The following is a 13912-nucleotide window of genomic DNA, read 5'->3' as shown; positions in this document are numbered from 1 at the left end:
CTGGCATTTGCGCGAAAGTGATTTGCGCTGAGGTGTGGCCGATTGCCGCACTTTAAATTGACGTGATTCTCATCCGTCCTTACCATTGCCCGCCTTCGTTCAGGACGCACGCAAGCGTCTAGATCAAGGCCCTAAGCGATGTAAGGGCTTTTTTTTGACTCAATAAGAGAGCGCTCTCTTTTATTTTATGAGAGCGCTCTCTTATTGGGTTGGAAAAACCCTGCTGTTGCTTCACTTAACTCAACGGGAAAAAAAATGAGAGTACTGACACTACTGATCGGGGCCGTACTGGCCTTGATCGGCATTGCTGTGGCTGGGTTGGGCATCAAGCTCGCCTGGTTGGGAGGGAGCTGGTATTACGTGCTGGCAGGGGCGTTGATGGTTGCCAGTGGCATATGCCTGGTGCGCCGCAAGATCGCGGCGACCTGGTTGGCGTTGCTCTTGTTGGCTTTCACCTTGGTGTGGTCGCTGTGGGAGGTCGGTTTCGACTTCTGGCAGTTGGTGCCGCGCCTGATGACGTTCATCGTCATTGCGCTGGTGCTGACCCTGCTGGTGCCTGCACTGCACGGCAATCGTCGCCTGCTCGGCGCTGGCCCTCGTGGCGTGGTGTGCCTGGCGTTGGTCGCGAGCATCGCGGGAATTGGCTACGGCATGTTCCAGCCGCATCCGACCGTAGTGGCCGAACCTGGCGCCACTGCCAAGGTCATTGCGCCCGAGGCCGGTGTGGCCGATGGCAACGATTGGACTGCTTACGGGCGTAATACCCATGGCGAGCGTTTTGCCCAGTTCGACCAGATCAACAAGGCCAACGTCAAAGACCTGCAAGTCGCGTGGACCTTCCACACCGGCGACATGGCCATCAACGGCGCCGAGTACCAGGGCACGCCGCTGAAGGTCGATGACACCGTTTACCTGTGTTCGCCCTTGAACAACGTCTTCGCGCTGGACCCGATCACGGGCGCGCAGAAGTGGAAGTTCGACGCACACATCAAGGAAACCCCGGCCAACGCCGGTTGGAAACGCTGCCGTGGCGTCGGCTACTTTGATGCCGACAAAGCCACCGCCAGTGCGACACCGGCGGCGGGTGGTGAATGCCGCCAGCGTATCGTCACCACCACCGTCGACGCGCGCCTGATCGAGCTGGACGCCAAGACAGGCAAACTCTGCGAGTCGTTTGGCGAGAACGGTGTGGTCGATCTGCTCAAAGGCATCGGCCCGAACACCGATGGCTCCTACTACCTCACCTCTGCGCCTCTGGTGGCCGGTGATGTGATCGTGGTCGGTGGCAAGATCAACGACAACCTGAAAACCGACGAGCCGTCCGGCGTGACCCGTGGTTTCGACGTGCGTACCGGCGAGCTGCTGTGGGCCTGGGATGCGCGTAACCCCAAGCGTGGCGTACCGCTGCCGGAAGGCGAGCTGTACCCGAAAGAGTCGCCGAACTTCTGGGGCACTGCGGCCTTCGATGAGAAACTCGGCCTGGTTTACATTCCTACCGGCAACCAGACCCCAGACTTCTGGAACGGTAACCGCCACGAAGGTTCGGACGAGTACAACGACTCCATTGTTGCTATCGACGTGAAAACCGGCGTCGACGCCTGGCACTTCCGTACCGCCAACAACGACATGTTCGACTACGACGTGTCGGCCCAGCCGATCCTGTACGACCTGCCGAACAAGGAAGGCGGCACCACGCCGGTCATCATCGCCATGACCAAGCGCGGCCAGATCTTTGTGCTCGACCGTCGCGACGGCAAGCCGGTGTTCCCGGTAGAACAACGCAAAGTCGCCACCGATGGTGTGCCGGGCATGCGTATTTCGCCTACCCAGCCGTACTCGCAGCTGTCCGTGGGTGCTGAAAAACTCAAAGAGTCGGATATGTGGGGCGCAACGGTCTTCGACCAGTTGCTGTGCCGCATCGACTTCAAGGAAATGCGTTGGGAAGGTGAGTTCACCCCTATCGTCGAAGGCCAGCGCACGCTGATCTACCCAGGCTACTACGGTGGTATCAACTGGGGCGGCGGTGCGATCGATGCGTCTACCGGCACCTTGATCGTCAACGACATCCGCATGGCGCAGTGGGGCCGTTTCATCAAGCGTGAAAAGGCCAAAGAGATCGGCCTGAAGCCGAGCACCGAAGGCGAATACTCCGAGCAACTCGGCACGCCATGGGGTGTTGAACGCTCGATGTTCGTCTCGCCCCTGGGCGTCCCGTGCTTCAAACCACCGTTCGGCACCATGACCGCCATCGACCTGACCACTGGCAAAACCAAGTGGCAAGTGCCGATGGGCAGCATCCAGGACGCACCGGTACACGGCATCGTCCCCGGTGTGAACATGCCACTGGGCATGCCGACCATGGGCGGCCCACTGGTGACCAAGGGCGGGCTGACGTTCTTCCATGGCACCCTGGATTACTACATCCGTGCCCTGGACAACGACAGCGGTAAAGAACTGTGGCGCGGTCGCCTGCCCGTCGGCGGGCAGGGCGCTCCGATGTCCTACGTGGGCCGTGATGGCAAGCAATACGTGGTCATCACCGTTGGCGGTGCAACCCGCACCAACACCAACGACAACCGCGGACGCATTGCCCGACGCGGCGAAATAATGCGCCAGGCCGTTCTCACAACCTGCTGATTACGGCCTGATGAAGCGACGTCGCAATCGCGGCGTCGACTTCCCATCCCTTCTTACTCGGCAGAAAGCTCGCTCAAGGCCGAGGCATTGCTCTTGAACGCGGCCGCGAACACGGCACGGTTCTTCGCCATGAAGATACTCGCGTTTTCAGCCTGATCTTCCGAAAGGTCCGGCACGTTTGCCATCAGCACTTTGGCGAGTTCCTCAGCCAGTTCCAGCATCTGATCATGCGCATCGGCAAGTTTGCGGTCCACGAACGTAGTCTCCAAATCGCGGGTACTGCGGTAAAGGGTTTCAACAGCCATAGTGGCCTCGTCGTTTTGTCCAGTGTTGGTCGGAGTACTTCATGCTGGCCCAGGGGTGAAGCCGGCCAGTTATCCAGCAGGGTGGGGCTGAAAGATGCTGTATTTATATACAGTAAAAAAGATAAGTCAACCTTGGTGTGGGGGTGGCAGGTTTTTAATGTAGTTGGGAATTAAGCGATTGCTACAGGGTGGGCATCAATGTGGCGAGGGAGCTTGCTCCCGCTGGGCTGCGCAGCAGCCCCAATGCAAAGCGCCGCGTTCGGGCAGTCGTAACCGATCGCCTGGTTTTGCGGGCGCTTCGCGCCCGAGCGCGAGCAAGCTCGCTCGCCACAGGTTTAGTGTCAGGTTTAGGTCTGTGTGCCTCATATCACCCCGCCATCATCTCACTCTGCACTGCCTGGCCTTTTTTCTGCATGCAGAACAACCGTCACGTCCAACCCGCATTATCCGGTCGAGCCGACCTAAGGAAGCATCATCGTGAAAATCAACTGGGCCGAAAGGCTGCGCCAGAACGTGCATGAACTGGCTGAGTCCCTGGGTAACCTGTTTGTGGAGTCGTTCCACTACCTGGCGCTGTTCGCCATTGGTGCGGTGACGGCCTGGGCGGCGGTGATGGAGTTTCTGGGGATGCTGGAGAACGGGCATATCAAGATCGATGACATCTTGCTGCTGTTCATCTACCTGGAATTGGGCGCAATGGTCGGGATTTACTTCAAGACCAACCACATGCCGGTGCGCTTCCTGATCTACGTGGCGATCACCGCGCTCACGCGCCTGCTGATCTCCAACGTGTCCCACCACAACCCGCCAGACGTAGGCATCATCTACCTGTGCGGTGGGATTCTGCTGTTGGCGTTCTCGATCCTGGTGGTGCGCTATGCGTCGTCGGCGTTCCCCTCGGTGAAGGTCGAAAGCCCGCGTCGCAAGGGCGAGGCGAGCCTGGAAACCGAGAAAGGCGAGCTTTAAAGCCCGACGCTAAAGGGCAGCGTCCGTACAGGCGGTCGCTGCAACACTTTGTGATCGCCGTCTGTCATCACCGCCAAAATCTCCATGGCGCTGTGGCCCTGTTCGATGGCGATGCCGAATTGAATGCTTTGCACCAGGCGTTTAAGCCGCTGCGGGTCGTTGCGCTGTTCGGCGCTGATCATGCGCTTGGCCACCACGCCCGCCTCGTCGGAGAGGGTGAGCATGATGCTGCCATCCAGCCGTTGGATGCTCAGATTGACGCGGTATTTGGGGGTGAAGGTGTCGGTGATGATCTGAAAAGGATTGTCCATGGTGCGTACCGCCTGATAAGAACATGCAGTCATTGACGACCGGTGTCGGGATTAGTTCGCGTTGCCTGACCACCGGCCATTCACTTCCCTCGCTACCTGTACAGCAAGGGGCGTGCCGTACAGCGATCTACCTGACCATGTGGTCCAAATGTGGGAGGGGGCTTGCCCCCGATTGCAGTGTGTCAGCCAAGTATTCATTGGCTGATGCACCGCAATCGGGGGCAAGCCCCCTCCCACAGTGACCCAAGTTGTTCTTGAGGGTGGTGACCTGTTTCAGGGCAATACTGAAAAAACGATCGCAGACAGCGCAATCAGCCCGATCACCACCACAAACACATTCGATACCTGACCCGAATACTGGCGCAGCGATGGCACGCGGCGGATCGCATACATCGGCATCAGGAACAGCAGGCACGCGATGATCGGCCCGCCCAGGGTTTCGATCATGCCGAGGATGCTGGGGTTGAAGGTCGCCACGGCCCAGCAGGTCAACACCATGAACAGTGCGGTGCTGCGCTCCAGCCATTTGGCCGATATCGAGCGGTTACGCCCGCGTAACGATTTGACGATCAACCCTTGGAAGCCTTCGCTGGCGCCGATGTAGTGGCCAAGGAAGGATTTGGTAATCGCCACCAGCGCGATCAACGGCGCTGCGTAGGCGATCACCGGAGTTTGGAAGTGATTCGCCAGGTACGACAGAATCGAGATGTTCTGCGCCTTGGCCGCTGCCAGGTCGGCGGGCGACAGCGCCAGTACGCAACTGAAGCAGAAGAACATCACGGTCAACACCATCATGCCGTGGGCCGTGGCGAGAATGCCGCTGCTTTTGCGCTCGGCCTGGGCGCCGTACACGCGCTTTTGGTCGACGGCGAACGCGGAGATGATCGGTGAATGGTTGAAGGAAAACACCATCACCGGAATCGCCAGCCACAGGGTTTTGAAGAACAACGGCAGGGGCATGCCCTCACCGGCGGAGGCGAAGAACGCGCCGTTCCAGTTGGGGATCAGGCTGAGTGCCAGCAACAACAGTGCGGCGACGAATGGGTAGACCAGCACGCTCATCGCCTTGACGATCACGCTCTGGCCGCAGCGCACAATGGCCATCAGGCCGAGGATCAGCACCAGCGACAAAATCGCGCGCGGCGGTGGCGTCATGTGCAGTTGATGCTCCATGAAACTGCCCAGGGTGTTGGTCAGCGCCACGCTGTACACCAGCAGGATCGGGAAAATTGCGAAGAAGTAGAGCAGGGTAATGAGTTTTCCCGCGCCGACGCCGAAGTGTTCTTCGACCACTTCGGTGATATCCCCGGATTTGCCTGACAGCACAAAGCGCGTCAGCCCACGGTGGGCGAAGAAGGTCATCGGAAAGGCCAGCAGTGCCAGCACGATCAGCGGCCAGAAACCGCCGACACCGGCGTTGATCGGCAGGAACAGGGTGCCCGCGCCGATGGCGGTGCCGTAGAGGCCGAGCATCCAGGTGGTGTCGTGTGGGGTCCAGCCCTTTGTCACGGTTGTTTCTACAGCAGGGTTTTCTACGGCGGGTGTACGTACATCGGTCATCGTTATTGCCTCGTTATTATTTTTGCGCGGGCTCACGTATGGGGCGGGTAGAAGTGCTCCGATCAGCACTCCACCCAGCTGACCGCCAGGCCGCCCCGTGAAGTTTCTTTGTATTTGTCATGCATGTCGGCGCCGGTATCGCGCATGGTGCGGATCACCCGGTCGAGGGAAATGAAGTGCTTGCCGTCGCCACGCAGGGCCATTTGCGTGGCGTTGATCGCCTTGACGGCGGCGATGGCGTTGCGCTCGATACACGGCACTTGCACCAGGCCACCCACCGGGTCGCAAGTAAGGCCAAGGTTGTGCTCCAGGCCGATTTCGGCGGCGTTTTCCAACTGTTCCGGGGTGGCGCCGAGCACATCGGCCAGCCCGGCGGCGGCCATGGCGCAGGCCGAACCGACTTCGCCCTGGCAACCGACTTCGGCGCCGGAGATCGAGGCATTTTTCTTACACAGGATGCCGACGGCGGCGGCGGCCAGGAAGAAATTGACCACGTCGTCGTCGGACGCTTGTGGATTGAATTTCATGTAGTAATGCAGCACCGCCGGAATGATGCCCGCCGCGCCGTTGGTCGGCGCGGTGACCATGCGCCCGCCGGCGGCGTTTTCCTCGTTGACGGCGAGGGCGAACAGGTTCACCCATTCCATGGCCGACAAGGTCGAAGTGATCACATTCGGCTTGCCGATTTCCAGCAGGCTGCGGTGCAATTTCGCCGCACGGCGTGGTACGTCCAAGCCACCCGGCAAGATGCCTTCATCCCGCAGGCCTTGCTCCACGCATTCGCGCATCACCGACCAGATATGCAAGAGGCCGCTGCGAATGTCTTCGTCACTGCGCCAGGCACGTTCGTTGGCCATCATCAGTTCGGAAACGCGTAGGCCATGTTTTTTGCACAAGGCCAGCAACTCGACGGCGCTGGAAAAGTCGTAGGGCAATTCCACATCGCTGGTCGGCGCGATACCCGAGGCCGCCTCCGCCGCATCGATGATGAAACCGCCGCCCACCGAGTAATAGGTTTGTTCGCTCAACAGGCCGTTGTCGCCATAGGCGTGCAGGGACATGGCGTTGGGGTGGTAGGGCAGGCTTTCGTCCAGCAGCAGGAGGTCGCTGTGCCAGTTGAAGGCAATGTCTTCAGTGCCTGCGAGCAATAGCCTGCCGGACTCGCGCAGTTGTTGGATGCGTGCATTGATCGACGTCGGGTCGACTTTGTCTGGCCATTCACCCATCAAGCCCATCACACAGGCGCGGTCGGTGGCATGGCCGACGCCGGTGGCGGACAGCGAGCCGTACAGGCGCACTTCGACGCGACGAGTGGCGCTCAGCAAGTGTTGGTCGATCAGCCCTTGGGCGAAGGTCGCCGCCGCCCGCATGGGACCCACGGTGTGGGAGCTGGACGGGCCGATGCCCACCTTGAATAGATCGAAAACACTGATAGCCATGCTAAAGCCTTACAAGCAATGGAGTAGGAATCGCTGCCATGTTTTGTAGGACGAGCGGAATTGGCGCGATACTGAGCCTCTGGATCGGCACTGACCAACGAATTATCCTAAGACACCCTTTAGCAGGACTAAACCCTATGACCCGCCCCCTCCATGGCCAGACTTACGTCTGGTTGCACGTGTTTTCCTGCGCGGCGCGGCATTTGTCGTTTACCCGCTGCGCCGAAGAACTGCACATCACGCCGGGGGCGGTGAGCCAGCAGATTCGTCAGTTGGAGGAGCGTTTGGGGTTTCGTTTGTTCCATCGACGCGCACGGGGGGTGGAACTCAGTGCCGAGGGGCAGCGCCTGGCGGCGACGGTGGGGGAGGCCTACGGCAGCATCGATGCGGAATTGCAGCGGCTGGATGCGGGGATGATCAGCGGAACCCTGCGACTGCGCTCGATTCCATCGTTCCTGGGCAAGTGGCTGACCCCACGTTTGCCGCGCTTGCAGCAACGTTTCCCGGATATTCAACTGCGCATGGTCGCCGAAGACAGCAGCATCGCCCTGCATGAAGGCGACTTCGACCTGGCCATCGACTTGAACGATGGCAGCTACCCTGGCCTGTTATCCACAGCCCTGTTGGATGAGCAGATTTTCCCAGTGTGTGCACCCAGCCTGTTGCGCGGTCGCCCACCGTTGCATGGCCCGGCCGACTTGGTGCACTTCCCGTTGCTACACGACATTACCGCGTGGCGTGGGAGTTATGAGTATGCCGAGTGGGAGTTTTACCTGAATGCCATCGGCTATCACGTCGCCGACGTTCGCCGTGGCCATACCTTCAACCGTAACCACCTGACCATTGAGGCCGCCATCGCCGGAATGGGCGTGGCCATCGCACGGCGCACCTTGCTTAACGATGAACTGGAGCGCGGCACCTTGATCGTGCCATTCGGCCTGGCCGTGCCCAACCATAAACGCTACGTGTTGCTGTATGCGCCGGGCGCGTTGAGCCATCCGGGCGTGCGGGCGGTGCATGATTGGCTGGTGGAGGAAGCGGAGATTTTTCGCAGCTTGCACCCGTTGGCAGAGGGGCAATTATGAGGTTCGCTGGGCGTAAGAAGATGTAACTAACTCCCCACCCTAACAGTGTTTTTGCTTGTAGTCAGAGTTAATTTGTAATGTGGGATTTATCTTTTCAAAGGGCTTGAATTGTTTCGCGCAGTGCTCAATTGTGTAACCAAGAGGTCATGGTTTCACCGCATCGGTGGGGCAGTTGTGATCTCTCGCGAGCTAGCTGAAATAAGGGAAGAACTATGCAAATCCAAGTCAATAGCGATAACCATATTGAAAGCAGCATCCGACTGGAGGAGTGGGTAAAAACTACCATTGAGAGCACGCTCGAACGTTACGAAGAAGACCTGACCCGAGTGGAGGTCTACCTGCGGGATGAGAACGGCGACAAGCCCGGTCCCCACGATTTAAGTTGCCGTCTGGAAGCGCGGCCAAAAGGCCATCAAGCGCTGTCGGTGCTGCACAAGGCTGATAGCCTGGAACAGGCCATCGACGGTGCGGCCACCAAGCTGGACCATGCGCTGGAACATCTGTTTGGCAAACTGCAAGGCAAGCCACGCGCTGCCGGGAAAAACCAGCCAACCACCAAAGTGAATGAAGACGAACTTGAACAGGAGTTTCTGGAAAAGGAACGTGCGGTCTTTAACGGCTGACAGATTTTTCTACTCCCACTAAAGACGGGCCTGCATCTGCAGGCCCGTTTGCGTTTAGCGGCTACGTCGGAAAAAGTACCGGCTCAGCAGCGCCAACCCACAAGCGCCCCCTCCCGCAAACAACATCGCCCAGCCAACGCCATTGCGCAGTGCCGTCTGGGCATCGATGAACGTTAAGCCGGTGGTTGCTGCCAGTTTGCCCGCCGCGATGTGCTGACTGATGACCGGCCACTCCAACGCCGTGCTGGTGGGAAGCACTCTGGCCAGTTGATCGCCGATGCCCAGCAGCAAGACCAGTCCCATCAACGCAATGTTCAGCGCCAGGGTAATCAGCCGTGCACTGAAGTCGATGCCTGACGCCATGCCTGCGCGGTCGGCCGATACCGATGCGGTGGTGGTGTTGGTGGTGGGTGAATTGGTCAAGGCCAGGCCCACCCCGGCAATCACACAGCTTGTCAGGAGCAGCCAGATACTCGGTTGTGCCGCACTGTTGACCGCAAACATGCTCAAAAAACCTACGCCCATCAGGCCCAACCCTAGTGGGATGATGCGTTCTGCGCCGTAGCGCAACGCCAGGCGTTCGGCCAATGGCGGCACCAGCAAGGTGGGCAGCGTGTAGGCGAGCAGGGCACCGCCGGTGGTGAGGGTGTCGTAACCCAGGCCCGCCTGGAAATAGAGTGGCAGGTAGATCATGAATGGCCAGAAGCTGAAATTCATGCCGATAGAGCCCATCAACGCACCGTTGAAACGTTGGATGCGAAACACCGAGAAGTCGAACATCGGGTGGGAGCTGCGCCGTTCCATCACGATGAACAGCAGCAGCCCGGCCAGCGACAGCCCCGCCCAGCCGAGCATGGCCGGTGTGCCGAACCCGTATTCGCTGCCTTGGGTGATGAAATACACCAGCGCAAACACCGCCAGCGTCAGGGTGAGCATCCCGGCGATATCCAGGCGATGGCTGGCCGGGTCGCGGGATTCCTGCACGCTGATATGCAGCAGTCCCAGGGTAAGCAACGTCAGCGGCACATGGACGAGAAATACCCAGCGCCAGTCCGCTATTGCCAGGATCAACGCCCCCACCATCGGACCGAACCCCAAGCCGATGCCGGCAATCACACCCCATATCGCAAAGGCCCGAGCCCGCGCTGCCGGTTCGCGAAACAGGTGCGACAGAATTGCGAACTGGCAGATCATCATGGCGCCTGCGCCCACGCCTTGTACGAAACGTGCCGTGATCAGTGTCGAAGCGTCTGCGGCCAGGCCGCAGGCCAACGAAGCCAAGCCGAATAACCACAGGCATAACACCAGCACGCGCCGCCGACCAAAGCGATCCGCCAGCGTGCCCGCCGCCATCAGCACGCTGGTGCAGGCCAGGGTGTAGGCATTCATGATCCATTGGGCATCCTGGAAACCGGTGCCCAGTTGCTGTTCCAGCGTAGGCAGGATGACCGGCACGCTGGAGATTTCCAGGCCGAACATCAGGGCCACCAGGCACACGGCGGTGAGGGCGAGGCCGTTCCTGGCAGTGCCAGGCGTGCTGTTGGCCGATAAGGTGGCGGCGGGTGGCATGGGATTCTCCTGAAAAGATAAAGTCGGTTCATATTCAGGGGAATTCAGCGCTGTATTCGTGATAGTTTTTCCGTTGATAAGGGAATAAAGGGCGACAATCCAATCATGGCGATCCCGCGTTTTGACGGCGTTGAACTGTTCCTACAGATCGTGGAGAGCGGCAATCTGACGGAGGCCGCCGAGCGGCTGAACCTCACCCGCTCCGCCGTGGGCAAGGGCCTGGCGCGGTTGGAAGCGCGCTTGGGTACACGTCTGTTGCAGCGCTCAACCCGGCGCCAATATCTGACCGAAGATGGGCAGGCGTACTACGAACATTGTCTACGAGCCTTGGCGGAACTTGAGGCTGCGGAATCGGTGCTGGAAAGCGGCCGGCAACAGCCGCGCGGCCGGTTAAGGGCAAGCGTGCCGCTGGCGTTTGGGCATCACTATGCGGCGCCTGCACTGTGGGGGTTGATGGAGCGATATCCGGAATTGGAGATCGAGATCTGTTTCTCTGACCGCATGACCGACCTGGTGCAGGAAGGCTTCGATATTGCCGTGCGGATCGGCGACCTGCCCGACACCGATCGTCTGAGCGCACGCCGCCTGGGGGAACAGGTCATGGGCCTGGCCGCGTCACCGGCTTACGTACAGCGCGTGGGAAAAATCCAAACTTCCGAGGATCTGACAAGCCATCGAGGCATTGCCTACAGAACCAACACATCCCACCGTTCACGGCTGGTATCACCGTTGGTGCTGGACGACCTCCAGGCCGTGGCCGATGCCGCTATCGCAGGCGTCGGCCTGGCCTGGTTGCCGAGTTGGTTGATCGCGCATTACGTGCTGCGCGGTCAATTGGAAGCGGTACTGCCCAGCTACCGCGAACAACCGTCGCCGATTCATGTGATCTGGCCGACCGCACCGCATATGCCGGCCAAGATCCGTTGTGCTATTGACGCGTTGGTTGCGGCGACTCCCAGTTGTCTGGCGGGTAGCTGATGGGGTGGGGCCGCTTTGCGGCCCAGCGGGAGCAAGCTCCCTCGCCACAGACTCCTGTGTGCTTAGAAGGCGATGGAGGTTTGTACGTAGACGGTGCGCGGCTCACCCACGTACTTGCCCTTGTTGTTGTCATCGAACGAGCGGGTGAAGTACTGGGTGTTGAAGATGTTTTTCACACCCACCGCCACGTTCAAGTCCGACAGCTGCGGACCAAAGTCGTACGCCGCGCGGCTGCTGAACAACATGTAGCCAGGGATGCGTCCGGTACTGCCGTCGGCACTTTCCTGCCGGGTGTTGGCGTTGTCGGCGAACTGGCTGCTCTGGAAGCTGCTGTCCAGGTTCAGTTTCCAGGGGCCTTCGGTGTAACCCACGCCCAGTGTGCCTTTGTGCTTGGACGAGAAGGGCACGCGGTTGCCTTCGTTCGGGCCGTCTTCGCGGATGGTTGCGTCGACATACGCGTAGGTGGCGTACACATCGAACCCGGCCAGTGCGGGGCTCAAGCCATCGAGGGCGTAGTTGACGCTGGTCTCGATGCCTTGATGGCGAGTCTCGCCACGGGCGATCACCGAATCGTCGGTCTGGTTGCTTTCATATTGGTTGTCGAAGTTGATCAGGAATGCGCCGATTTCAGCACGCAACGTGCCGTCGTCATAGCGGGTGCCAATTTCCCAGGTGCGTGCTTTTTCCGGTTTGACTTCGCCCTTGGGCACGCGCTTGGCCATTTGGCTGTACTGCACGCTGCCGAACGAGCCTTCGGTGTTGGCGTAGAGGTTCCAGCTGTCGGTGAGGTGGTAGAGCACGTTCAACGCTGGCAACGCGGTGTTGTAGTCGCCTTTGTAATTGAGGTTGTTGATATGGTCGGTCTGCTCGGACTTGACCATTTCGTAGCGCACGCCAGGGGTGATGGTCCACTTGCCGATATCGATGCGGTCGTCGATGAAGAACGCGTTGGCTTCGGTGCTGCCACGGGTGTCACGGTCGTTCTTGCTGTTGGTGGTCGGGATCTGCTGGTTGGCGGTGATCGGCGTGGTGTAGCGCATCTCGTGGCCGGCTTCGTTGATGTAGCGGTAACCCACGCCGACTTCGTGGCTGGTGTTGCCGAGGTCAAAGCCCTGGGCGAAACGGGTTTCCAGGCCGCGCACCCAATACTCACGGGGCGACAGGGACAGGAAGCGGGTCTGGTCCAGGTAACCGTTGCGCAGGGTGGTGGTGAAGAAGGTATTCACGGTGAATTCGCGGCGGTCTTCCTGGTAGCGATAGCCGGCGTTGAACATCGTACGGCGGCCCCAGAATTTGTCGTAGGGGCGGGTCGACTGATAAGGATCGGCCTTGTAGTCCGCAACGTTCAAGCCCCCAGGCATATCGGCCTGGCCTTCGTAGTACTGCGCCATGGCGTTGAAGCTGTTGGCCTCGTCCAGCTGGTATTTGCCCTTGAGGATCAGGTCATCGATGCGGGTGTTGCTGTTTTCGCGCCAGTCGCCGCCACGGGTGCCGGAGTAGAGGATTGCGCCGCCCAAGCCGTTATCCGCCGTGCCGCCGGCCAGCAGGTTGGCGGTGGTCTTGAAGCCGTCATGGCTGGAGGACGGGCTGGTCTCGGTCTGGAAGCCTCCTTTGACGGTGGGCGCATCCGGGATCGCACGGGTCACGAAGTTGACCACGCCGCCGACGTTCTGCGGGCCGTACCGCACGGCGCCGCCGCCGCGCACCACGTCCACGGCGTCCATGTTGCCCATGCTGATGGGCGCGAACGACAGTTGCGGCTGGCCATAGGGTGCGAAGGGCACCGGGATACCGTCCATCAATACCGTAGAGCGCGACGCCAGACGCGGGTTGAGGCCGCGAATGCCGAAGTTCAGCGCCATGTCATGGCTGCCGGTGCCGTTGTTTTCCGGGGCATTGACGCCGGGGATGCGGTTTAGCACATCGCGGGCCTGGGTGGCGCCCTGGCGTTCGAATTCTTCGCGGCGGATCACGTCGCGGGCGCCGGGGTGTTCGAACACGTTGGTCTGCGCTGCATCGCCAAGCCAGTCGCCGACCACGCTGGAAGTGCCCAACTCGATCGTGGCGGGGGCATTGGCCGGTTGCAGGCTGTAGGCATTGTCGCCTTCGGCGCGGGCTTGCAGGCCGGTGCCTTCCAGCAGTGTTTGCAGGCCCTCGGCGGCGCTGTAGTTGCCGTTCAAACCACGACTCTGCATGCCCGCCGTCACTTCGGAGCCGAAGGAAATCAGCACGCCGGCTTCACGGCCAAACTGGTTCAGTGCAGCTTCCAGCGAACTTGGTGCGATGTGATAAGGCTTGGCTTCGGCAGCCATCACTGTAGGAAGCACAGTAAGACTCAGGCTGGCGCCGAGTAGGAGTTGGCGCAGGGTGCGGGCAAGAAGCGTCGGTTGCTGGGGCATGAAGAGCGGTCCTGAGAAGGAAGGATCAAGGTGGCTTTCC

The 13912-nt window shown here is 60.2% G+C and carries 11 protein-coding genes; 5 read left to right on the top strand and 6 right to left on the bottom strand.

Going from position 1 to position 13912, the window contains the following annotated elements; all coding sequences use genetic code 11:
• Positions 1-255 precede the first annotated feature (255 nt).
• Complete coding sequence (locus tag DYL61_RS21760) at positions 256-2637, top strand: membrane-bound PQQ-dependent dehydrogenase, glucose/quinate/shikimate family (RefSeq protein WP_135310040.1); 2382 nt, start codon at positions 256-258, stop codon at positions 2635-2637.
• Between the two features lie 53 nt (positions 2638-2690).
• Here the strand turns inward: DYL61_RS21760 and DYL61_RS21755 are convergent, their stop codons facing one another.
• Positions 2691-2942, bottom strand: a complete 252-nt coding sequence (locus DYL61_RS21755) for a YebG family protein (protein ID WP_105696040.1) — start codon at positions 2940-2942, stop codon at positions 2691-2693.
• Between the two features lie 477 nt (positions 2943-3419).
• Here DYL61_RS21755 and DYL61_RS21750 point away from each other — a divergent pair, with 477 nt between their 5' ends.
• Positions 3420-3908 (top strand): phosphate-starvation-inducible protein PsiE, encoded by a 489-nt coding sequence (locus tag DYL61_RS21750; protein WP_135310039.1) that lies wholly within the window; start codon positions 3420-3422, stop codon positions 3906-3908.
• Here DYL61_RS21750 and DYL61_RS21745 read toward each other — a convergent pair.
• The 3 genes from DYL61_RS21745 to DYL61_RS21735 form a co-directional block, all read right to left on the bottom strand.
• Positions 3905-4219 carry a DUF3509 domain-containing protein gene (locus tag DYL61_RS21745; RefSeq protein ID WP_105696035.1) on the bottom strand — a complete coding sequence of 105 codons (315 nt, stop codon included), beginning with the start codon at positions 4217-4219 and terminating at the stop codon, positions 3905-3907. The genes DYL61_RS21750 and DYL61_RS21745 overlap by 4 nt on opposite strands.
• 273 nt (positions 4220-4492) lie before the next feature.
• Positions 4493-5779 carry a serine/threonine transporter gene (locus DYL61_RS21740; protein ID WP_135310038.1) on the bottom strand — a complete coding sequence of 429 codons (1287 nt, stop codon included), beginning with the start codon at positions 5777-5779 and terminating at the stop codon, positions 4493-4495.
• A gap of 62 nt (positions 5780-5841) precedes the next feature.
• Entirely contained in the window at positions 5842-7218 is a 1377-nt protein-coding gene (locus DYL61_RS21735) for an L-serine ammonia-lyase (protein ID WP_135310037.1), read from the bottom strand.
• A gap of 137 nt (positions 7219-7355) precedes the next feature.
• Here DYL61_RS21735 and DYL61_RS21730 point away from each other — a divergent pair, with 137 nt between their 5' ends.
• Positions 7356-8303 carry a LysR substrate-binding domain-containing protein gene (locus tag DYL61_RS21730; protein ID WP_105696032.1) on the top strand — a complete coding sequence of 316 codons (948 nt, stop codon included), beginning with the start codon at positions 7356-7358 and terminating at the stop codon, positions 8301-8303.
• A 212-nt stretch (positions 8304-8515) separates the two neighbouring features.
• The gene (locus tag DYL61_RS21725; RefSeq protein ID WP_135310036.1) at positions 8516-8926 is read left to right on the top strand and encodes an HPF/RaiA family ribosome-associated protein; all 411 of its coding nucleotides are present in this window, start codon (positions 8516-8518) and stop codon (positions 8924-8926) included.
• A gap of 54 nt (positions 8927-8980) precedes the next feature.
• Here the strand turns inward: DYL61_RS21725 and DYL61_RS21720 are convergent, their stop codons facing one another.
• Positions 8981-10495: an MFS transporter gene (locus DYL61_RS21720; RefSeq protein ID WP_135310035.1), complete on the bottom strand. Its 1515-nt coding sequence runs from the start codon at positions 10493-10495 to the stop codon at positions 8981-8983.
• Between the two features lie 105 nt (positions 10496-10600).
• On the opposite strand from DYL61_RS21720, the gene DYL61_RS21715 reads away from it, so the two are divergent.
• Positions 10601-11473 carry a LysR family transcriptional regulator gene (locus tag DYL61_RS21715; RefSeq protein WP_135310034.1) on the top strand — a complete coding sequence of 291 codons (873 nt, stop codon included), beginning with the start codon at positions 10601-10603 and terminating at the stop codon, positions 11471-11473.
• 62 nt (positions 11474-11535) lie between these two features.
• Here DYL61_RS21715 and fecA read toward each other — a convergent pair whose 3' ends face one another.
• Complete coding sequence (gene fecA, locus DYL61_RS21710) at positions 11536-13872, bottom strand: TonB-dependent Fe(3+) dicitrate receptor FecA (protein WP_135310033.1); 2337 nt, start codon at positions 13870-13872, stop codon at positions 11536-11538.
• Between the last annotated feature and the right edge of the window lie 40 nt (positions 13873-13912).

This window comes from Pseudomonas nabeulensis, assembly GCF_004682045.1.
GTDB classification, from domain to species: Bacteria; Pseudomonadota; Gammaproteobacteria; order Pseudomonadales; family Pseudomonadaceae; genus Aquipseudomonas; species Aquipseudomonas nabeulensis.
This window is presented reverse-complemented; position numbering and strand designations above follow the sequence as displayed.